This is a genomic window from Diaphorobacter sp. MNS-0 (assembly GCF_019602835.1).
Taxonomy (GTDB): Bacteria; Pseudomonadota; Gammaproteobacteria; order Burkholderiales; family Burkholderiaceae_C; genus Diaphorobacter; species Diaphorobacter nitroreducens.
On the sequence record NZ_CP080761.1, the window covers coordinates 800,567 to 821,445 of the forward strand.

Consider the following 20,879-nt stretch of genomic DNA (forward strand, 5'->3'; position numbering starts at 1 on the left):
GCTTTTCTGGTGGGCGTTATGGGGCTGTTTGGTGCTTGAGACGCATTTGGCGTCGTATGCCTGTCATTCGGCGTGCACTCAAGGCAGGCGCCATCCCGAGGCGCCGGCGCCTACGCGTACGGAATACCAGCGGGACCGCGACCGCATCGTGCATTCCACCGCGTTCCGGCGGCTGGTCTACAAGACCCAGGTATTCCTCAACCATGAGGGCGATCTGTTCCGTACGCGGCTCACGCATTCACTGGAGGTTGCGCAGTTGGGGCGCTCCATCGCGCGGTCGCTGAGGCTGAACGAGGACCTTGTCGAGGCCATTTGCCTGGCGCACGACCTGGGACATACGCCCTTCGGCCATGCAGGGCAGGACGCGCTCAACGAGTGCATGGCGGACCATGGAGGCTTCGAGCACAACCTGCAGAGCCTGCGTGTGGTGGACACGCTGGAAGACCGCTACCCCGCCTACGATGGCATCAACCTGACCTACGAGACGCGCGAGGGCATCCTCAAGCACTGCTCGCGGCGCAACGCCGAGCAATTGGAGGCGCGCGAACCCGGCGGTGTGGGGCGGCGTTTCCTCCTCGGCCAGCAGCCGAGCCTGGAGGCGCAGCTGTGCAACCTGGCCGATGAGATTGCCTACAACGCCCATGACATCGATGATGGTGTGCGCTCGGGCCTGATTACGCTGGAGCAGTTGCGCGACGTACCGCTGTTCGACCGCTACCGCGCACAAGCGCAGAACGACTACCCGCATCTCGCGCAGTCCGAAGGGCGGCGCCGTTTACTGAGCGAGGCCATCCGTCGCATGCTCAGCGAGCAGGTGTACGACGTGATCGATGCCACGCGCGCAGCGCTGGCAGAACATGCGCCCGCTGATGTGGAAGCGGTGCGCCGGCTGCCGGCCCTGGTCGGCTTCTCGCAGGCCATGCGCGCGCAGTCGCAGGTGCTCAAGCGGTTTCTGTTCCAGTCGCTGTACCGCCATCCCCAGGTCATGCAGACCACGGACCGTGCCCGTCAGGTGGTGCGCGACCTGTTCGCCATCTACCAGGCGGACCCGCGGCAAATGCCACCTGCGCAGGCCGGCTGGGCGTTGGATGGCGACGATGCACGCCGTGCGCGCACGGTGGCGGATTTCATCGCAGGTATGACGGACCGGTTCGCCGCCCGAGAGCACGAACGCTTGACCGGTCAGCGCTTGCTGGCCTGACGCGCCAGCCCCGGTCCGCCTGTGCGGCAGGGCAGAGACATACAATGCGAGCCCTCTTCAGACCACGCCTGCCATGACCACCAGCCCTATGCCCGACCAGCCCCGCGAGGATGCAGCCGCCTGCGATGACAACGTGGTGGTGGCGGACATGGTGCGCTGGCTCGAGCGTGCCGTCATCGGACTCAACCTGTGCCCGTTCGCCAAAAGCGTGCATGTGAAGGACCAGATCCACTACGTGGTGAGCCATGCCACGGATGCGCGTGAACTGTTGCAAGACCTGGCTGCCGAGTTGGAGGCGCTGGCCGAAGCCTCTCCCGAAAAGCGGGACACCACGCTGCTCATCGCGCCGCTGGCCATGCCGGACTTTCTGGATTTCAACGACTTCCTGGAGTTGGCCGACGAGCTCGTCGAATCCATGGACCTGGCGGGCATCCTGCAGGTTGCGTCGTTCCACCCGCACTTCCAGTTCGAGGGCACCCTCGCTGACGATGTGACCAACTGCACCAACCGCGCGCCTTATCCCACGCTGCATTTGCTGCGCGAGGAAAGCATCGACCGCGCGGTGGAAGTGTTTCCCGAGGCGCAAGAGATCTTCGAGCGCAACATTGAACTGCTGGAGCGCCTGGGCGCGGCCGGATGGGCCGATCTGGACGTGGGGCCCCACTGGCCAGAGGGCGCGGCTGCGAAGGGTGCTCCGCAAGTATGAGCCGCTCCACCACCACCGGGCAACCGCACCGCAGTGCGCGTGCCAAGTCGGGCACGCAGCAGACGGGCGCCGCCGACGCTGCGGTGCTGGCCGAACTGCGGCCAGGCCAATCCGTGGAGTTGCTCAAGGAACTGCACATCCTCACGCGCGAGGGACGGCTCAACCAGGACTCGCGCCGCAAGCTCAAGCAGGTCTATCACCTCTACCAGTTCATCGAGCCACTGCTCGCCGAGCTGTCCGCCGATGGCCACGCGCCACTGCTGGCCGACCATGGCGCGGGCAAGTCCTACCTGGGTTTCATTCTCTACGACCTGTTCTTCAAGCAGCTCGGACGTGGCGAGATTTACGGTATCGAGTGGCGCGCGGAATTGGTGCAGCGTTCACGTGAATTGGCGCAGCGCTTGGGGTTCGCACGCATGCACTTCCTGGACATGGCGGTGGCGGATGCTGCGGGCGCGGCAGAGCTGCCCGAGCGCTTTGACATCGTGACTGCGCTGCATGCCTGCGACACGGCGACTGATGATGCGATTGCCTTCGGCCTGCGCAAGCAGGCGCGTGCCATGGTGCTGGTGCCTTGTTGCCAAGCCGAGGTGGCGGCCTGCCTGCGCGGCACCAAGGCGCTGAGCCTGTCGCGCACGCCGCTGGCCGAGTTGTGGCGCCACCCGATCCACACGCGCGAGATGGGCAGCCAGATCACCAATGTGTTGCGGTGCCTGCATCTGGAAGCCAGCGGCTACCAGGTCACGGTGACGGAGTTGGTGGGCTGGGAGCACAGCATGAAGAACGAGCTGATCCTGGCGCGCTACACCGGCCAAAAGAAGCGCAGCGCGCGTGAGCGGCTGGCGGCCATACTCGAAGAGTTCGGGTTGGCGCAAGCCCTGGGGTCGCGCTTCGGCCTGGATGGCGCCGGGTCGGTGGCGATATGAGCCATCTAAGCCTCGAGCGCCCGCCAATGAAGCGCTAGAAGCTATAGATTTAAGAGCAATTGAACGGTCCCAAGACGGTTTCATGGCCCGCCTTCCCCGCCTCGCCCTCGCTGGCTACCCGCACCACATCATCCAGCGCGGCAACAACCGCCAGCCGATTTTCCTGGATGCCGCGGACCGGGAGCTCATGTGGTCGTTGCTGGTCGAGCATGCGCGGCAGCAGCAGGTGGCGGTGCACGCCTATGTGCTCATGGACAACCATTTCCACCTGCTGGCCACGCCGCAGGAGGGCAAATCGCTGCCTCTGATGATGCAAGCCGTGGGGCGCAGCTATGTGCGGCGCTTCAACCAGCGCCATGGGCGTTCGGGCACGCTATGGGAAGGGCGCTACCGCAGCGCCGTATTGCAGGCCGAGCGCTATCTGCTGCCCTGCATGGCATATCTGGATCTCAACCCCGTGCGCGCGGGCCTGTGCGTAGCGGCGGCGGACTTCCGGTGGTCCAGCCACGGCCACTACATCGGCCTGCGCAGTGATCGTCTCATCACGCCGCATGCCCTCTACTGGGCCTTGGGCAACACCCCCTTTGCCCGCGAAGCGGCCTATGCCGCACTCGTGCAGGCGGGGATTTCCGCCAGCGAACAGGCGGCACTGACGCAGTCGGGCCTGAACGGTTGGGCCCTGGGGGATGACGGGTTTGTGCAGGCTCTGCAACAGCTGACCCCCCGTCGGCTCACCCGAGCACGCGCGGGGCGTCCCGCTTCCGTGGTTCCACCCAAACCGTAATTGGCCTGCACTTCCTTTGTAATGACTGGGTTTTCTGCTCCTGAACTTGATATGTCCCTAATAAAAATGCACCAATAAAGTGCGTCAACTTTTTGGTATCTGACCCCAATTAAAATGCTTGCGTGGCCATGTTGCGTTGCACTACGCTTGCGTTCCCTGCGAATCTTTGAGGAAGCGCGCCATGACCAAGGCTGCCGAAATCCAGCATCTGCAACAGCACGGCCTGTATGCATCCAGCAATGAACACGACGCCTGTGGCCTGGGCTTCGTGGCCCATATCAAGGGCGTGAAGCGGCACGACATCGTGACCGGCGCGCTCAAGATTCTGGAGAACCTGGACCACCGCGGCGCCGTGGGGGCCGACAAGCTCATGGGCGACGGCGCGGGCATCCTGATCCAGATTCCCGACCAGCTCTACCGCGAGGAAATGGCGCGTCAGGGCGTGGAGTTGCCCCCCGCCGGTGAATACGGCGTGGGCATGATCTTCCTGCCCAAAGAGCATGCCAGCCGCTTGGCCTGCGAGCAGGAGATGGAGCGCGCCATCAAGGCCGAGGGCCAGGTGCTGCTGGGCTGGCGCGACGTGCCGGTGAATCTGGACATGCCGATGTCGCCCACCGTGCGCGAGAAGGAGCCCATCCTGCGCCAGGTCTTCATCGGTCGCGGTTCGGACGTGATCGTGCAGGATGCGCTGGAGCGCAAGCTCTACGTGATCCGCAAGACGGCCAGCGCCGCCATCCAGGGCCTGAAGCTCAAGCACAGCAAAGAATATTACGTGCCTAGCATGAGCAGCCGCACCGTGGTCTACAAGGGCCTGCTGCTGGCCGACCAGGTGGGCGTGTACTACCTCGACCTGGCGGACGAGCGCTGCGTCTCCGCCATCGGCCTGGTGCACCAGCGCTTCTCGACCAACACCTTCCCCGAGTGGCCGCTGGCCCACCCCTACCGCTATGTGGCGCACAACGGGGAGATCAACACCGTGCGCGGCAACTACAACTGGATGCTGGCACGCGAAGGCGTGATGGCCTCGCCCGTGCTGGGCGAAGACCTGAAGAAGCTGTACCCCATCAGCTTTGCCGGCCAGTCCGACACCGCCACCTTCGACAACTGCCTGGAACTGCTGACCATGGCCGGCTACCCCATCAGCCAGGCCGTGATGATGATGATCCCGGAGCCCTGGGAGCAGCACGAATCCATGGACGAGCGCCGCCGCGCGTTCTATGAGTACCACGCCGCCATGCTGGAGCCCTGGGATGGCCCGGCCTCCATCGTGTTCACCGATGGCCGCCAGATCGGCGCCACGCTGGACCGCAACGGCCTGCGCCCCTCGCGTTACGTGGTGACCGACGACGATCTGGTGATCCTGGCCTCCGAAGCCGGCGTGCTGCCCGTGCCGGACGGCAAGATCGTGCGCAAATGGCGCCTGCAGCCGGGCAAGATGTTGCTGATCGACCTGGAGCAGGGCCGCCTGATCGAGGACGACGAGCTCAAGGCCAACATCGTCAACACCAAGCCCTACAAGCAGTGGATCGAGAATCTGCGCATCAAGCTCGATGACGTGAAGGTGGGCGAATCGGCCGTGCATCCGGCCGCGTCCGCGCTGCCGCTGCTGGACCGCCAGCAGGCGTTTGGTTTCACGCAGGAGGACATCAAGTTCCTGCTGGCGCCCATGGCCAAGAACGGCGAGGAGGGCGTGGGCTCCATGGGCAACGACAGCCCGCTCGCCGTGCTGTCGGACAAGAACAAGCCGCTGTACAACTACTTCCGCCAGATGTTCGCGCAGGTGACCAACCCGCCGATCGACCCGATCCGCGAGGCCATCGTGATGAGCCTGGTGTCCTTCGTGGGCCCCAAGCCCAATCTGCTGGACATCAACCAGGTGAACCCGCCGATGCGCCTGGAGCTGCACCAGCCCATCCTCGACTTCGAGGGCATGGCCAAGCTGCGCCAGATCGAGCAGCACACGCACGGCAAGTTCAAGAGCGCCACCATCGACATCACCTACCCGCTGGCCTGGGGCAAGCAGGGCGTGGAGGCCAAGCTGGCCTCGCTGTGCGCGCAGGCCGTCGATGAGATCAAGGGCGGCGCCAACATCCTCATCATCAGCGACCGCAACCTGAGCGCTACGCAGGTGGCGATCCCTGCGCTGCTGGCGCTGTCGGCCATCCACCAGCACCTGGTGCGCGAGGGCCTGCGCACCACGGCCGGCCTGGTGGTGGAGACCGGCACGGCGCGCGAAGTGCACCACTTCGCGGTGCTCGCCGGTTACGGCGCCGAGGCGGTGCACCCCTACCTGGCGCTGGAGACGCTGGTGGACATGCACCAGGAGCTCAGCGGCGATCTGTCTGCCGACAAGGCCATCTACAACTACGTCAAGGCGGTGGGCAAAGGTCTGTCCAAGATCATGTCCAAGATGGGCGTGTCCACCTACATGAGCTACTGCGGCGCGCAGCTGTTCGAAGCCGTCGGCCTGAACAGCGACACAGTGCAGAAGTACTTCACGGGCACGGCCAGCCGCGTGGAAGGCATCGGCGTGTTCGAGATCGCCGAGGAAGCCATCCGCACCCACCTGGCCGCGTTCAGCGACGACCCGGTGCTGGAGACCATGCTGGACGCCGGCGGCGAATATGCCTGGCGTGCGCGCGGCGAGGAGCACATGTGGACGCCCGACGCCATCGCCAAGCTGCAGCACTCCACGCGTGCGAACAACTTCAGCACGTACAAGGAATACGCGCAGATCATCAATGACCAGGCCAAGCGCCACATGACGTTGCGCGGCCTGTTCGAGTTCAAGTTCGATCCGGCCAAGGCGATCCCGGTGGAAGAGGTCGAACCCGCCAAGGACATCGTCAAGCGCTTCGCCACCGGTGCCATGTCGCTGGGCTCCATCTCCACGGAGGCGCATGCCACGCTGGCCGTTGCCATGAACCGCATTGGCGGCAAGAGCAACACTGGCGAGGGCGGCGAGGACCCCAAGCGCTACCGCAACGAGCTCAAGGGCATTCCGATCCAGCAGGGCGAGACGCTGTCGTCCATCATCGGCAGCGACAAGGTGCAGGCCGACATCCCGCTGCTCAATGGCGACTCGCTGCGCTCCAAGATCAAGCAGGTGGCATCGGGCCGCTTCGGCGTGACGGCGGAGTACCTGGCCTCGTCCGACCAGATCCAGATCAAGATGGCCCAGGGCGCCAAGCCTGGCGAGGGCGGCCAGCTGCCCGGCGGCAAGGTATCTGACTACATCGGCCAACTGCGCCACAGCGTGCCGGGCGTGGGCCTCATCAGCCCGCCGCCGCACCACGACATCTATTCGATCGAGGACCTGGCCCAGCTCATCCACGATTTGAAGAACGTCGCGCCGCATGCCGACATCTCCGTCAAGCTGGTGTCCGAAGTGGGTGTGGGCACGATCGCCGCGGGCGTGGCCAAGTGCAAGAGCGACCACGTCGTGATCGCAGGCCATGACGGCGGCACGGGCGCCTCGCCCTGGTCGTCCATCAAGCATGCGGGCTCGCCCTGGGAAATCGGCCTGGCCGAAACCCAGCAGACCCTTGTGCTCAACCGTCTGCGCGGCCGTATCCGCGTGCAGGCCGACGGCCAGATGAAGACGGGCCGCGATGTCGTCATCGGCGCGCTGCTGGGTGCCGACGAGTTCGGCTTCGCCACGGCGCCGCTGGTGGTCGAAGGCTGCGTCATGATGCGCAAGTGCCACCTCAACACCTGCCCCGTGGGCGTGGCCACGCAGGACCCGGTGCTGCGCAAGAAGTTCACCGGCAAGCCCGAGCACGTGGTGAACTACTTCTTCTTCGTCGCCGAGGAAGTGCGCCAGATCATGGCGCAGCTGGGCGTCCGCAAGTTCGACGAGCTGATCGGCCGCACGGACCTGCTCGACACCCGCAAGGGCATCGCGCACTGGAAGGCACAGGGTCTCGACTTCTCGCGCCTGTTCGCCCAGCCGCAAGTGCCTGCCGATGTGCCGCGCTACCACGTGGAAACGCAGGACCACAAGCTGGACAAGGCGCTGGATGTGAAGCTCATCGAGCGCTGCCGCCCCGCCATCGAGCGCGGCGAGAGCGTGCGCATCATGGAGGTGGCCAAGAACGTCAACCGCTCGGTGGGCGCCATGCTGTCGGGCGCGGTGACCAAGGTGCATCCCGAAGGGCTGCCGGACGACACCGTGCGCATCCACTTCGAGGGCACGGGCGGCCAGTCCTTCGGCGCATTCCTGTGCAAGGGCGTCACGCTGAACCTGACGGGCGAGGCCAACGACTACACCGGCAAGGGCCTGTCGGGCGGCCGCGTGATCGTGCGCCCCAGCCATGAGTTCCGCGGTGAGGCCGTGGGCAACACCATCGTCGGCAACACCGTGATGTTCGGCGCCACCAGCGGCGAGGCGTTCTTCGCCGGCGTGGCGGGCGAGCGCTTCGCGGTGCGCCTGTCGGGCGCCACGGCGGTGGTCGAGGGCGTGGGCGACCACGGCTGCGAGTACATGACCGGCGGCACCGTGGTGGTGCTGGGCAAGACGGGCCGCAACTTCGCGGCGGGCATGAGCGGCGGCATTGCCTACGTCTACGACGAGGACGGCAAGTTCGACTCGCGTTGCAACCTCTCCATGGTGACGCTGGAGCGCATCCTTCCGGGCGAGGAGCAGGCGGTCCACATGGGCCGCGGCATCTGGCACCGCGACCAGACGGACGAGGCCCTGCTCAAGAAGCTGCTGGAGGACCACAGCCGCTGGACGGGCAGCAAGCGCGCCCGCGAGATCCTGGACAACTGGGCCGCGTCGCGCAGCAAATTCGTCAAGGTCTTCCCGACCGAGTACAAGCGTGCCCTGTCGGAAATCTATGAAAGAAAAGTGCTGGAAGAGCAGGCTACACCTGCGGTAGCAGCTCCTAAAACGGAAGCGGTAGCCGCCAAGTAACTCGCGCGGGCGGGGCCTGGGGCCCCGCTGCGGCAGCATGCACAAAGACAGGACACCACGATCATGGGCAAGACCACAGGTTTCATGGAATACGAGCGCATCGAGGAGGGCTACAAGCCCGTTGGCGAGCGCCTCAAGCACTACAAGGAATTCGTCATCGGCCTTGATGACGCCCAGGCCAAGCTGCAGAGCGCCCGCTGCATGGATTGCGGCACGCCGTTCTGCCACAACGGCTGCCCGGTGAACAACATCATCCCGGACTTCAACGACCTCGTTTACCACCAGGACTGGAAGAGCGCGATCGCGGTGCTGCACAGCACCAACAACTTCCCCGAGTTCACCGGCCGCATCTGCCCCGCACCCTGCGAGGCCGCCTGCACGCTGAACATCAACGACGACGCGGTGGGCATCAAGAGCATCGAGCACGCCATCATCGACCGCGCCTGGGAGCACGGCTGGGTGCAGCCGCAGCCGGCTGCCCGCAAGACGGGCAAGAAAGTGGCCGTGGTGGGCGCCGGCCCGGCGGGCCTGGCGGCCGCGCAGCAACTGGCGCGCGCCGGGCATGACGTCACGCTGTTCGAGAAGAACGACCGCGTGGGCGGCCTGCTGCGCTACGGCATCCCCGACTTCAAGCTGGACAAGGCGCACATCGACCGCCGCGTGGAGCAACTGGTGGCCGAGGGCGTGACGATCCGTACCGGCGTCTTCATCGGCGCGGCCAAGGACGGTCTGGGCAAAGGCAGCAAGGTCACCAACTGGTCCAAGGAAACCATCACGCCCGAGCAGCTGCGCAAGGACTTCGACGCCGTGCTGCTGACGGGTGGCGCCGAGCAGTCGCGCGACCTGCCCGTGCCGGGGCGCGAACTGGACGGCATTCACTTCGCGATGGAGTTCCTGCCGCAGCAGAACAAGGTCAACGCGGGCGACAAGCTCAAGGGCCAGATCCGCGCGGACGGCAAGCACGTCATCGTCATCGGCGGCGGCGACACGGGCAGCGACTGTGTGGGCACCAGCAATCGCCATGGCGCGGCCAGCGTCACGCAGTTCGAGCTGATGCCCATGCCGCCAAGCCAAGAGAACAAGCCCCTGGTGTGGCCCTATTGGCCGTACAAGCTGCGTACCAGCTCCAGCCACGAGGAGGGCTGCGAGCGCGCGTTCGCCATCGCCACCAAGGAGTTCATCGGCGACGGCAAGAAGGTCACGGGCCTCAAGACCGTGCAGGTGGAGTTCAAGGATGGCAAGTTCATCGAGGTCCCCGGCACCGAGAAGGAATACCAGGCCGACCTGGTGCTGCTGGCCATGGGTTTCGTGAGCCCGGTGGCTGCCGTGCTGGACGCCTTCGGGGTGGACAAGGATGCGCGGGGCAATGCCCAGGCCACGACGGACTTCACCGGCGGCTATGCGACCAGCGCGCCCAAGGTCTTCGCCGCCGGCGACATGCGCCGCGGCCAGTCGCTGGTGGTCTGGGCCATCCGCGAAGGCCGCCAGGCCGCGCGTGCGGTGGATGAATTCCTGATGGGGGAAAGCAGTCTGCCGCGCTGAGGCGGGAATCCCTCGGTATCGGCCAATTACAGAAGGCGGTCGCAGCCGCAGTCTGCTTACCCGTCTACCCGCACAACGGCGCCCTGGGCGCCGTTGTGCTTATTTTTTGATAGCTGCTCGCGCTTGCTGGACGGGCGCTGCGGCAGTTATTGGCATCAAATCCCCCGTTCCAGCGCTGCGAGTGGGCGCAGTCTCCGCATCGGTGGGACAATTCAGGGTTTGCCCGGTCATGGGCTTGCTGCGCGACCTTCCTGGTCGAGCGGCGTGCCCGGGCCGGTTGTTCGTTCCGACTGTTCTTTTCAAGAATCGCTACACCATGAAGAAGTTTGCCGCCGTTGCCCTGCTGACCCTGGGCGCCGTGCTGGTGGGTTGCTCCAAGCAGGAACCCGCCGCCCCCGCAGCCGCGCCTGCACCCACCCCGGCCGCCGTCACGAAGATCGTCGTGGGCCTGGACGACAACTTCCCGCCCATGGGCTTCCGCGACGAGAAGAACGAGCTGGTGGGCTTTGACATCGACATGGCCAAGGAAGCCGCCAAGCGCCTGGGCGTGGAGGTGGAGTTCAAGCCCATCGACTGGAGCGCCAAGGAAGCCGAGTTGTCCGGCAAGCGCGTGGATGCGCTGTGGAACGGCCTGACCATCACCGAGGAGCGCAAGCAGAACATCCTGTTCAGCGCGCCCTACATGGAGAACCACCAGATCATCGTGGTGCCCGCAGGCTCCGCCATCAAGGCCAAGGCCGATCTGGCCGGCAAGGTCGTCGGTGCGCAGGAAGGCTCCAGCGCCGTGGACGCCATCAAGAAGGAAGAGGCTGTCTTCAAGTCGTTCAAGGAACTCAAGACCTTCGGCGACAACGTGACCGCCCTGATGGACCTGACCACCGGCCGCCTGGAAGCCGTGGTGGTGGACGAGGTGGTGGGCCGCTACTACGTGGCCAAGAAGCCTGACCAGTACGCCGTGCTGGACGACAACTTCGGCACCGAAGAGTACGGCGTGGGCGTGCGCAAGGACGACACCGAACTGCACGGCAAGCTGGACAAGGCGCTGGCCGACATGAAGCAGGACGGCAGCGCCGCCAAGATTGCCGAGCAGTGGTTCGGCAAGAACATCATCAAGTAATAGCGAACAACCCCCTGTGTCGCTTCGCTCCTTCCCCCTTCTCTCGAATTGCTGCGCAATTCGGGAAGGGGGACGACGCCAGCGCGGCGGGGCGGCCCTTGCGCGGCGTCCGCTGGCCTGGGGCGCGCCAGTTTCGACGGTTGCGTGCTGTGCAAGGCACTGAATTCTCGTGACCCCATGGACTACCTACTCTCCCTCCTGGGGCCGCTGGCGCAGGGCGCCACCGTCACCCTGAAGCTGTTCTTCATCACGCTGGTGCTGGCCGTGCCGCTGGGCCTGGCGCTGGCGCTCATGCGGCTGTCGCGCTGGAAGGCCCTGTCGGGCGCGGTGAACGGCTACATCTGGCTCATGCGCGGCACGCCGCTCATGCTGCAGATGCTGTTCATCTACTTCGCGCTGCCCTTCGTGCCGGTGATCGGCGTGCGCCTGCCGGACTTCCCCGCCGCCGTGGCGGCCTTCGCACTGAACTACGCGGCCTATTTCGCCGAGATCTTCCGCGCCGGCATCCAGTCGGTGGACCGTGGCCAGTACGAGGCAGCCAAGGTGCTGGGCATGGGCTACGGCCAGACCATGCGCCGCATCGTGCTGCCGCAGATGGTGCGCAGCATCCTGCCGCCCATGAGCAATGAGACCATCACCCTGGTCAAGGACACGTCCCTCATCTACGTGCTGGCGCTGAACGATCTGCTGCGCGCCGCGCGCGGCATCGTGCAGCGCGACTTCACGACCACGCCCTTCATCGTCGCCGCCGCCTTCTATCTCGTCATGACCCTGGTGCTCACCTGGGGCTTCCAGCGCCTGGAGAAACGCTATGCCAAGTTTGACCAGTGACGCCACGCAGATGATCGAGGCGCGCGACGTGCGCAAGGCCTTCGGCCATGTGCAGGTGTTGCGGGGCGTGTCGCTGTCGGTGCACCGTGGCGAGGTGGTGGCGGTGATCGGTCCCTCGGGCTCCGGCAAGAGCACCTTTCTGCGCTGCCTGAACCACCTGGAAACCATCGACAGCGGCCACATCGCCATCGAAGGCGAAACCCTGGCCACGACCGACGCGCAGGGGCGCTGCGCCTACGCGCCCGATGCCGAAGTGCGCCGCATCGGCGCCAAGACCGGCATGGTGTTCCAGCATTTCAACCTGTTCCCGCACCTCACGGTGCTGGAGAACCTGATCGAGGCGCCCATGGTGGTGCAGGGCCTGGCGCGCGACGCGGCCATCGCCCGCGCCGAGGCGCTGCTGGACAAGGTGGGCCTGGCGCAGAAGCGGGACAACTATCCCTCGCGCCTGTCGGGCGGCCAGAAGCAACGCGTGGCGATCGCGCGTGCGCTGTGCATGGAGCCCGACATCATGCTGTTCGACGAGCCCACCTCGGCGCTGGACCCCGAACTCACGGGCGAGGTGCTGCGCACCATGCGCGAGCTGGCCGAGGAGCGCATGACCATGCTGGTCGTCACGCACGAGATGGGTTTTGCGCGCGAGGTGGCGAATACCGTGGCCTTCATGGACCAGGGTGAACTCATCGCGGCGCGTCCGGCCGGGGAGTTCTTTGCCGATCCCGGGCATGAGCGGGCGCGGGCGTTCTTGCAGCACATGCTTTGAAGGTCTAGCGCCGAATTGGGCTCTAGCGGCGATGGAATAAGCGCTGTGAGCTATGCTTTTGGTAGCTAATGGGATTCTGTGTCGCAGGCGGGGACGGCCTCGGCCAGCGACATCCAATCCTGCGCAGGGGCTTAAAAAAGATAGCTGCCAGCGCTCGCCCAGCAAGCGCTGGACGGCGATTGGGCTAGACATTACGCGGCAGCGGACACCACCACCTCCGGCAACTCTGCTGGGTCCCGCACTTCTTCCAGCATATCCCCGCTGTGCAGCGGCAGCGCAGGCCGATCCAGCAGCGCACGCACGAAGTTCGGCTGTGCCAGTAGCGCATGGTGCACGGCCCCGTTGTACAGCTGCAGATCGCCCAGGCCGCGCGCGGCGATGCGTGCGTCCACCTCGTCGGCGCTGAGCCGGGCGGGGTCGGTGCTGTCCGATGCCATGCCCATGCACCACAACGTGCCGTACAGCGGCACGTACTGCAGATAGGGGCGGAAGATGGGAAACACCGCGCGCACCGAGGCGGCGATGCGCCCCAGGCTCTCGGGCAGGTGCACGGGCGAGCCCAGGTGCAGCGACAGCACGCCGCCGGGGTTCAGCGCGCGGCGGCAGGCGGCGTAGAACTCCATGGTGTACAGCTCCACGGCAGGGCCGAAGGGGTCGGTCAGGTCCAGGACGATCTGGTCGAAGCGCTCCTCGGTCTGGCCGATGAAGGCGCGCGCGTCGCCCAGGCGCACCTCCAGGCGCGGGTCGTCAAAGGCGCCACGGTGGATCTGGCCCAGCCAATCGCGGGCCATGGCAATCACCTCGCCATCCAGCTCGGCCAGCACCACCTGCTCGATGCCGGGCAGCTTCAGCAGCTCCTCGGCGGCGCCGCCGTCCCCCCCGCCCACGACCAGCGCACGGCGCACGCCGGGGTGGGCGATGGCCGGCAGGTGCACCATCGGCTCGTGGTAGAAGAATTCGTCGCGCTCGCTGGTCATGAAGCAGCCGTCGATGCGCATCACGCGGCCGAACTGCGGGTTGTCGAAGACCTCGATGTGCTGCCAGGCCGACTGGCGTTCGGCCAGTAGGCGGCGGTCGCTGAGGTAAAAGCCGAAGTCGGCGTTCAGGCGCTCGGCCACGTAGCGCGTGGCCTGCGCGGTGGGGGCGCCGCTCATCAGGCGCGGTCGACGCGGTGCAGGTGCGGATCGGCCGGGTTGAAGGCGGCCTGCAGGTCGTCGAAGAGCTTCTGCGCCTTGGGGCGGTTGTTCTCGGTGTAGTTGCACACGTACACGTCCAGCGTGACGTAGCCCGCCTCGGGCCAGGTGTGGATGGACAGGTGCGACTCGGCCAACACCACCACGCCGGTGACGCCGCCGCCTTCGCCAAAGCTGTGGAACAGGCTGCCCACGGTGGTCAGCCCGGCGGCGGCCACGCGCTCCTTGCAGAACGATTCCAGGTGCGCGGCGTCCAACATCAGGCGGCTGTCGCAGAGACAGCCATACAGGTCGCCGATCAGGTGCAGGCCCGTGGCCTGGCGCTGGGGGACAGGAGCCGGGATGGGAACGACGGACTGGAGATTCTTCATTATCTGGAGCCTTTTCTCTTTCTGCGGGGGTGGCAGGAAACGGCGCCGCGGTCGGACGCCGTCCGCCGGGTACCGACCAGCACGCTGCCGGGAGGCAGACGCGCAACGGAAGAAAAGGGAATGTCGCAGGCACATTGCCGCGCCTTCGTTCCGTTGTGCGTCGATGACGCCCATGCAGCAACGCTGACAAGCAATCCGCCCGGAGGGTCGGGCGGGACATTTCTTAAGAACCGACAAGTATAGCCAAACGTCATATGCAAACCACAGGTTTTAATGAGAGGCGCAGCCGAGCAGAGGGGTTTCCCCTATGATGCCGGGTTAGCCTCGCGCTCTGTCGTAGAGCTGGGCGTATCTGCATACACCATGTCCTCCCCACCCTCATCGCCGGGCGACGCCCTCGTGGAACTGCGCAACGTCACCTTCGGGTACGGCGAGCGGGTGATCCTGCGCGACCTGTCGCTGGCCGTGCCGCGTGGCAAGGTCACGGCGCTGATGGGTGCTTCGGGCGGGGGCAAGACGACGGTGCTGCGCCTCATTGGCGGCCAGCAGCGCGCCCAGCAGGGCGAGGTGCTGGTGGGCGGCCAGGACGTAGGGCGCATGGATACCGCGCAGTTGTATGCCGCGCGCCGACGCATGGGCATGCTGTTCCAGTTCGGCGCATTGTTCACCGACATGAGCGTGTACGAGAACGTGGCCTTTCCGCTGCGCGAGCACACCGATCTGCCCGAGGACCTGATCCGCGACATCGTGCTCATGAAGCTGCATGCCGTGGGCTTGCGGGGAGCGCGGGACTTGATGCCCAGCCAGATCTCCGGCGGCATGGCGCGGCGGGTTGCCCTGGCACGGGCCATTGCCCTGGACCCCGAGCTCATCATGTACGACGAGCCGTTCGCCGGGCTTGACCCGATCTCGCTGGGTACTGCTGCGCAACTCATTCGCCAACTCAACGATGCCATGGGGCTGACCACCATCGTCGTCTCGCACGATCTGGAAGAGACCTTCCGCCTGGCGGACCACGTCATCATCCTGGGACCCGGCACGGTGGCCGCCCAGGGCACGCCCGAAGAGGTGCGCGCCAGCACGGATCCGCTGGTGCACCAGTTCGTGCACGCGCTGCCTACCGGGCCGGTGCCGTTTCACTACCCCGGCCCCAGCGTGGCCGACGATTTCGGCCCCTTGCGCTCGCCCAGCGTGGACGCCCACGCCAGCGGAGGTACCCCATGAGCTGGTGGCGTCCCACGCACGTAGGCTACGCCGTGCGCACGAAGCTGGCCGATGTGGGCATGGGCGCGCGCCTGTTCGCGCGGCTGCTGGGGCTGTTCGGCGATGTGATGCGCCGCCCTGGCCTGGTGCGTGACCAGGTGCACTTCCTGGGCAACTATTCGCTGTCCATCATCGCCATGTCGGGCCTGTTTGTGGGCTTCGTGCTTGCGCTGCAGGGCTACAACGTGCTGCAGCTCTATGGCTCGGCCAACTCACTGGGCCTGGTGGTCACGTTGGGCCTGGTGCGCGAGCTGGGGCCGGTGGTCACGGCGCTGCTGTTTGCCGGACGCGCGGGCACGTCGCTCACGGCCGAGATCGGTTTGATGCGCGCCGGCGAACAGCTGTCGGCCATGGAAATGATGGCCGTGGACCCGGTGCGCCGCATCCTGGCGCCGCGCTTTTGGGGCGGCGTGATCGCCATGCCGCTGCTGGCACTGGTGTTCAACGCGGTGGGTGTGATCGGTGGCTGGCTGGTCGGCGTGGTGCTCATCGGCGTGGACGGCGGGGCGTTCTGGGGCCAGATGCAAAGCGGTGTCGACGTCTGGAAGGACGTGGGCAACGGCATCGTCAAGAGCCTCGCGTTCGGCGTGGCCGTCACCTTCATCGCGGTGCTGCAGGGCTTCGTGGCCAAGCCGACGCCGGAAGGCGTCTCGCGCGCTACCACGCGCACGGTGGTGATGGCGTCGCTGTCCGTGCTGGGGCTGGACTTCGTCCTCACCGCCTTGATGTTCAGTATCTGACGGCGACCATGCGTCTGTCTTGAGGAAATTCACCATGCAGCATTCCAAAAACGATTTCTGGGTGGGGCTGTTCGTCCTGCTGGGCGGCGCGGCGCTGGTCTTCCTGGCCCTGCAGTCGGCCAACCTGTTGAACCTGAACTTCCGCTCGGGCTATACCGTGACGGCGCGTTTCGACAACATCGGCGGGCTCAAGCCCAAGGCCGCGGTGCGCAGCGCCGGCGTGGTGGTGGGGCGCGTGCAGTCCATTGGCTTCGACGTCACGACCTACCAGGCGCGCGTGACACTGGAGCTGGAAAAGCGCTATGTGTTCCCCAAGGACAGTTCGCTCAAGATCCTGACCAGCGGCCTGTTGGGCGACCAGTACATCGGCATCGAGCCGGGTGCCGACGAGAACAACCTGGCCGAGGGCGACATGGTGACCGCCACCCAATCCGCGGTAGTGCTGGAAAACCTGATCGGCCAGTTCCTGTATGGCAAGGCCGAAGAAGGTGCTTCGTCCAATGGAGGTACCAAGAAATGACAAATCAACCTCGCTTCACGGGCTGGACTGCCCGCTGGGCGGCGCTGTTGCTCGGCGCGGCCCTCATGAGCGGCTGCGCCACGGGCCCCAACGCCAACCCCGCAGATCCGTTCGAACCCTTCAACCGCGGCGTGCATTCGTTCAACGACAGTGTGGACAAGGCGGTGCTCAAACCCGTCGCCACCGTTTACCGCGACGTGACGCCGCAGCCGGTGCGTACGGGCGTGAGCAACTTCTTTGGCAACCTGGGCGATGCCTGGTCGTTCGTCAACAACCTGCTGCAGTTCCGCGGGCTGGAGGCTTACGAGAGCCTCGTGCGCTTCACCACCAACACCTTCTTCGGGCTGGGCGGCGTACTGGACATTGCCAGCGAGGCAGGCATCGAGCGGCACAAGCAGGACTTTGGCCTGACGCTGGGCCGCTGGGGCGTGCCCACGGGGCCGTATCTCGTGCTGCCGCTGCTGGGGCCGTCCACCGTGCGCGACACGGCCGCTTTGCCGGTAGACAGTTGGGGCAACCCGCTGGGCCAGCTCGACCCGGTGGAGGTCCGCAATTCCCTGTACGGCCTGCGCCTTGTCGATAAGCGCGCTAGCTTGCTGCGCGCGGGCTCGGTGCTGGATACGGCGGCCCTGGACCCCTACAGCTTCACGCGCGACGTGTACCTCAAGGTGCGTAGTGGCGTGTCAGGCGCACGCGACGAGGGCGCCTATGAGGAAAACGGGGGCAAGCTGCCTGACGACGAGTACTGAAAACCCGCAAAGGCCGGCCTGACAAGCACTCGGGCCCCTGGCTGACAGGCGCGGTTGCAGTTGCTTGCATCCCTGCACGGTGGCGACGCATGTGCAGCGCGGGGCGCCCTCCACAATCTACCCAACGAAACCAGACATGGCAGCGCACGGCGTGGCGCTGCACGCAAGGAGCCTCACTATGATGAACCGCCGTACCCTGATCCATGCCGCCGCCGCGATGGCGGTGGCCACGTGGGTGGCCGTGCCCCAGGCCGCGCTGGCGGCCGACGAGGCGCCGGATGCCCTCGTCAAGCGCCTCTCGGTCGATGTGCTGGAGACGCTGCGCAAAGACAAATCCATTAAGGCCGGCGACGTGGACCGCATCATGGCGCTGGTGGACAAGACCATCCTGCCCCACGTGAACTTCCGCCGCATGACGGCAGCGTCCGTCGGGCCGGGCTGGCGCAAGGCCACGCCGGAGCAGCAGGCGCGCCTGCAGGACGAGTTCAAGACACTGCTGGTGCGCACTTACGCGGGCGCGCTCAGCCAGGTCACGGACCAGAGCATCGTTGTGAAGCCGCTGCGCGCAGCCGCCGAAGACAAGGACGTGCTCGTGCGCACCGAAATCCGCGGCCGGGGCGACCCGATACAACTGGACTACCGCCTGGAGAAGACGCCGGGCGAGGGTGCGGGCTGGAAAATCTACAACCTCAACGTTATGGGTGTGTGGCTGGTGGAAACCTACCGCAGCCAGTTCGCGCAGGAGATCAACGCCAAGGGCGTGGATGGCCTGATCGAGGCGCTGGTGGCGCGCAACAAGGCCAACGCCGCCTCCAGCGCCAAGTAACCAGAACAGAAAGAACCGAAAGGCCTGTGCATGCTGGTGCTGCCCGCTGAACTCACCCACCGCCACGCTGGCGCCACCCTGCGCATGCTGCTGCAAGGGCTCAAGGCCCAGGACGAATCGCTGGTGGTGGTGGATGCCGGTGCGCTGACGGCCTTCGACTCCTCCGCACTCGCGGTGCTGCTGGAGTGCCGCCGCGCAGCGGTGTTCGAGAACCGCGGTTTCGTGGTCAAGGCCCTGCCGCCGGCGCTGTCCAGCCTGGCGGGGCTGTACGGGGTGCAGGAACTGCTGCCCGCCCTGTAGCGGCGGCCTGCGGGGCTGCCCGCACCTGCGGGTTGCCTGCCGGCCAAACCCCTGCGGACACGCGCGCAAGAGCCCCCCTTTAGAATGCCGCTCTTCCATGCCCGCCGTCTCCTTCCAATCCATTTCCAAGAGCTTTTCCACTCCCCGAGGGCCTTTCCAGGCGCTGCAGGATGTCAGTCTGGACATCGAGGAGGGCGAGTTCTTCGGCCTGCTGGGCCCCAACGGCGCCGGCAAGACCACGCTGATCAGCATCCTCGCCGGGCTGGCGCGCGCCACCAGCGGCCGCGTCAGCGTGCTGGGCCATGACGTGCAAACCCAGTTTGCCGACGCGCGCAGGCTGCTGGGCGTGGTGCCGCAGGAACTGGTGTTCGACCCGTTCTTCAACGTGCGCGAGACGCTGCGCATCCAGTCCGGCTACTTCGGTGTGAAAAACAACGACGCCTGGATCGATGAGCTGCTGGAGAACCTGGGGCTGGCCGACAAGGCCACGGCCAATATGCGCCAGCTCTCGGGCGGCATGAAGCGCCGCGTGCTCGTGGCCCAGGCGCTGGTGCACAAACCGCCCATCATCGTGCTGGACGAGCCTACGGCCGGCGTGGACGTGGAGCTGCGCCAGACGCTGTGGCAGTTTGTGGCGCGCCTCAACAAGCAGGGCCACACGGTGCTGCTGACCACCCATTACCTTGAAGAGGCCGAGGCGCTGTGCACGCGGCTGGCCATGCTCAAGCGCGGGCGCGTCGTGGCCTTGGCGCGCACGTCCGAGCTGCTGCAGGCGGCCTCCACCAACGTCCTGCGGTTCAAGACCGACGATACGCTGCCGGCCGACCTGGCAGCGCTGGCGCGCGTGACCGGCCGCGTGGCCCAGTTGCCCGCGCAGGACGCGCAGGAGATCGAGCAGTTGCTGGCCCGGCTGCGCGCCGCCGGCGTGCGCGTGGAGGATGTGGAGATCCGCAAGGCCGACCTGGAGGATGTGTTCCTCAATGTCATGGCGGCCGAGCAGGAGGAGCACGCATGATCGGCTGGCAGACCCTGTTCTACAAGGAAGTGCTGCGCTTTTGGAAGGTGGGCTTCCAGACCGTGGCGGCGCCGGTGCTCACGGCGGTGCTGTACCTGCTGATCTTCGGCCATGTGCTCGAAGACCATGTCAAGGTCTATGACCGGCTGAGCTACACCGCCTTCCTGGTGCCCGGCCTGGTGATGATGAGCGTGCTGCAGAACGCCTTTGCCAACAGCTCGTCCAGCCTGATCCAGAGCAAGATCATGGGCAGTCTGGTGTTCGTGCTGCTCACGCCGCTGTCGCACCGTGCCTGGTTCGCGGCCTACGTGGGCTCGTCCATGGTGCGCGGCCTGGTGGTGGGCCTGGGTGTGTTCATCGTCACGCTGGCGTTCGCCACGCCGCAGTTCGCCGCGCCGCTGTGGATTCTTGCGTTCGCGCTGCTGGGCGCGGCGCTGCTGGCCACGCTGGGGGTCATCGCGGGACTGTGGGCCGACAAGTTCGACCAGATGGCGGCATTCCAGAACTTCATCATCGTGCCCATGACCTTCCTGTCGGGCGTGTTCTATTCGGTGCAATCGCTGCCGCCGTTCTGGCAGGGCGCAAGCCACCTGAACCCGTTCTTCTACATGATCGACGGCTTCCGCTACGGCTTCTTCGGCGTGAGCGACGTCTCCCCCTGGCTCAGCCTGGGCGTCGTCAGCCTGGCATGGGCGCTGGTCAGCTTGTTGGCGCTGCACCTGCTGCGCACGGGCTACAAAATCAGGAACTGACATGACTGCAGACCAACTCAAGGACATCATCAGCGCGGGCATGGCCTGCGACCACATCACGCTGGAGGGCGACGGCCGCCACTGGTACGCCACCATCGTGTCGTCCGAGTTCGAGGGCAAGCGCCCCATCCAGCGCCACCAGCGTGTCTACGCCACACTGGGCGCACGCATGCAGTCGGACGAGGTGCATGCGTTGTCCATGAAGACCTTCACCCCCGCCGAGTGGGCGCAGGCCCAGGCGGGCGACTGATACGGCCCCGTCCTTCGCAAGATGGCCGTGCGGCCGGGACCGTGCCCCGGCGCGGGGGCGGCATGGGCGTCATGCCCCGGTCCTCGCCGGTGGATGGGCGCATACACCGTCGCGC

General features: G+C 66.0%; 19 protein-coding genes and 1 pseudogene. 18 read left to right on the forward strand and 2 right to left on the reverse strand.

Annotated elements, in window-relative coordinates:
* Nucleotides 1-28 precede the first annotated feature (28 nt).
* The 9 genes from K2L43_RS03850 (at nucleotide 29) to K2L43_RS03890 (ending at nucleotide 12,785) form a co-directional block, all read left to right on the forward strand.
* The gene (locus tag K2L43_RS03850; RefSeq protein WP_370633096.1) at nucleotides 29-1,201 is read left to right on the forward strand and encodes a deoxyguanosinetriphosphate triphosphohydrolase; all 1,173 of its coding nucleotides are present in this window, start codon (nucleotides 29-31) and stop codon (nucleotides 1,199-1,201) included.
* A 73-nt stretch (nucleotides 1,202-1,274) separates the two neighbouring features.
* A complete protein-coding gene (locus tag K2L43_RS03855; RefSeq protein ID WP_103737820.1) occupies nucleotides 1,275-1,907 on the forward strand; it encodes a DUF1415 domain-containing protein in 633 nt (210 codons plus the stop codon).
* Nucleotides 1,904-2,833 (forward strand): SAM-dependent methyltransferase, encoded by a 930-nt coding sequence (locus K2L43_RS03860; RefSeq protein ID WP_255580522.1) that lies wholly within the window; start codon nucleotides 1,904-1,906, stop codon nucleotides 2,831-2,833. The genes K2L43_RS03855 and K2L43_RS03860 overlap by 4 nt, the downstream gene beginning before the upstream one ends.
* An 82-nt stretch (nucleotides 2,834-2,915) precedes the next feature.
* Nucleotides 2,916-3,617, forward strand: a complete 702-nt coding sequence (locus K2L43_RS03865) for a transposase (protein ID WP_172206254.1) — start codon at nucleotides 2,916-2,918, stop codon at nucleotides 3,615-3,617.
* A gap of 181 nt (nucleotides 3,618-3,798) precedes the next feature.
* Nucleotides 3,799-8,532 carry a glutamate synthase-related protein gene (locus K2L43_RS03870; protein WP_220638551.1) on the forward strand — a complete coding sequence of 1,578 codons (4,734 nt, stop codon included), beginning with the start codon at nucleotides 3,799-3,801 and terminating at the stop codon, nucleotides 8,530-8,532.
* Between the two features lie 63 nt (nucleotides 8,533-8,595).
* A complete protein-coding gene (locus K2L43_RS03875; RefSeq protein WP_011804192.1) occupies nucleotides 8,596-10,074 on the forward strand; it encodes a glutamate synthase subunit beta in 1,479 nt (492 codons plus the stop codon).
* 316 nt (nucleotides 10,075-10,390) lie between these two features.
* Nucleotides 10,391-11,191 (forward strand): amino acid ABC transporter substrate-binding protein, encoded by an 801-nt coding sequence (locus K2L43_RS03880; RefSeq protein WP_220638552.1) that lies wholly within the window; start codon nucleotides 10,391-10,393, stop codon nucleotides 11,189-11,191.
* Between the two features lie 177 nt (nucleotides 11,192-11,368).
* Nucleotides 11,369-12,022, forward strand: a complete 654-nt coding sequence (locus K2L43_RS03885) for an amino acid ABC transporter permease (RefSeq protein WP_220638553.1) — start codon at nucleotides 11,369-11,371, stop codon at nucleotides 12,020-12,022.
* Nucleotides 12,003-12,785: an amino acid ABC transporter ATP-binding protein gene (locus K2L43_RS03890; protein WP_287953191.1), complete on the forward strand. Its 783-nt coding sequence runs from the start codon at nucleotides 12,003-12,005 to the stop codon at nucleotides 12,783-12,785. Before K2L43_RS03885 ends, K2L43_RS03890 begins: the two co-directional genes overlap by 20 nt.
* Before the next feature lie 191 nt (nucleotides 12,786-12,976).
* Here the strand turns inward: K2L43_RS03890 and speE are convergent, their stop codons facing one another.
* Both speE and speD read right to left on the reverse strand, forming a co-directional pair.
* Entirely contained in the window at nucleotides 12,977-13,939 is a 963-nt protein-coding gene (gene speE / locus K2L43_RS03895) for a polyamine aminopropyltransferase (protein WP_220638554.1), read from the reverse strand.
* Nucleotides 13,939-14,349: an adenosylmethionine decarboxylase gene (gene speD / locus K2L43_RS03900; RefSeq protein WP_011804197.1), complete on the reverse strand. Its 411-nt coding sequence runs from the start codon at nucleotides 14,347-14,349 to the stop codon at nucleotides 13,939-13,941. The genes speE and speD overlap by 1 nt, the downstream gene beginning before the upstream one ends.
* 363 nt (nucleotides 14,350-14,712) lie before the next feature.
* Here speD and K2L43_RS03905 point away from each other — a divergent pair, with 363 nt between their 5' ends.
* The 9 genes and pseudogenes from K2L43_RS03905 to K2L43_RS03945 all read left to right on the forward strand — a co-directional run bounded on the left by K2L43_RS03905 (nucleotide 14,713) and on the right by K2L43_RS03945 (nucleotide 20,764).
* Entirely contained in the window at nucleotides 14,713-15,573 is an 861-nt protein-coding gene (locus tag K2L43_RS03905; RefSeq protein ID WP_088887558.1) for an ABC transporter ATP-binding protein, read from the forward strand.
* Complete coding sequence (gene mlaE / locus K2L43_RS03910; protein WP_011804199.1) at nucleotides 15,570-16,352, forward strand: lipid asymmetry maintenance ABC transporter permease subunit MlaE; 783 nt, start codon at nucleotides 15,570-15,572, stop codon at nucleotides 16,350-16,352. The genes K2L43_RS03905 and mlaE overlap by 4 nt, the downstream gene beginning before the upstream one ends.
* A 34-nt stretch (nucleotides 16,353-16,386) precedes the next feature.
* On the forward strand, nucleotides 16,387-16,872 hold the full coding sequence (mlaD, locus tag K2L43_RS03915; protein ID WP_011804200.1) for an outer membrane lipid asymmetry maintenance protein MlaD: 486 nt from the start codon (nucleotides 16,387-16,389) through the stop codon (nucleotides 16,870-16,872).
* Nucleotides 16,869-17,621, forward strand: a complete 753-nt coding sequence (locus K2L43_RS03920; RefSeq protein WP_011804201.1) for a VacJ family lipoprotein — start codon at nucleotides 16,869-16,871, stop codon at nucleotides 17,619-17,621. Before mlaD ends, K2L43_RS03920 begins: the two co-directional genes overlap by 4 nt.
* A 178-nt stretch (nucleotides 17,622-17,799) precedes the next feature.
* Nucleotides 17,800-18,447 carry a phospholipid-binding protein MlaC gene (locus tag K2L43_RS03925; protein ID WP_220638555.1) on the forward strand — a complete coding sequence of 216 codons (648 nt, stop codon included), beginning with the start codon at nucleotides 17,800-17,802 and terminating at the stop codon, nucleotides 18,445-18,447.
* 18 nt (nucleotides 18,448-18,465) lie between these two features.
* A pseudogene (locus tag K2L43_RS03930) lies at nucleotides 18,466-18,747 on the forward strand (lipid asymmetry maintenance protein MlaB); the annotation flags it as partial.
* Between the two features lie 97 nt (nucleotides 18,748-18,844).
* On the forward strand, nucleotides 18,845-19,762 hold the full coding sequence (locus K2L43_RS03935; protein WP_103737812.1) for an ABC transporter ATP-binding protein: 918 nt from the start codon (nucleotides 18,845-18,847) through the stop codon (nucleotides 19,760-19,762).
* Nucleotides 19,759-20,514, forward strand: coding sequence for an ABC transporter permease (locus K2L43_RS03940; protein WP_011804205.1), 756 nt, complete (start codon nucleotides 19,759-19,761; stop codon nucleotides 20,512-20,514). Before K2L43_RS03935 ends, K2L43_RS03940 begins: the two co-directional genes overlap by 4 nt.
* A 1-nt stretch (nucleotide 20,515) precedes the next feature.
* Nucleotides 20,516-20,764, forward strand: coding sequence for a BolA family protein (locus K2L43_RS03945; RefSeq protein ID WP_047349912.1), 249 nt, complete (start codon nucleotides 20,516-20,518; stop codon nucleotides 20,762-20,764).
* Nucleotides 20,765-20,879 lie beyond the last annotated feature (115 nt).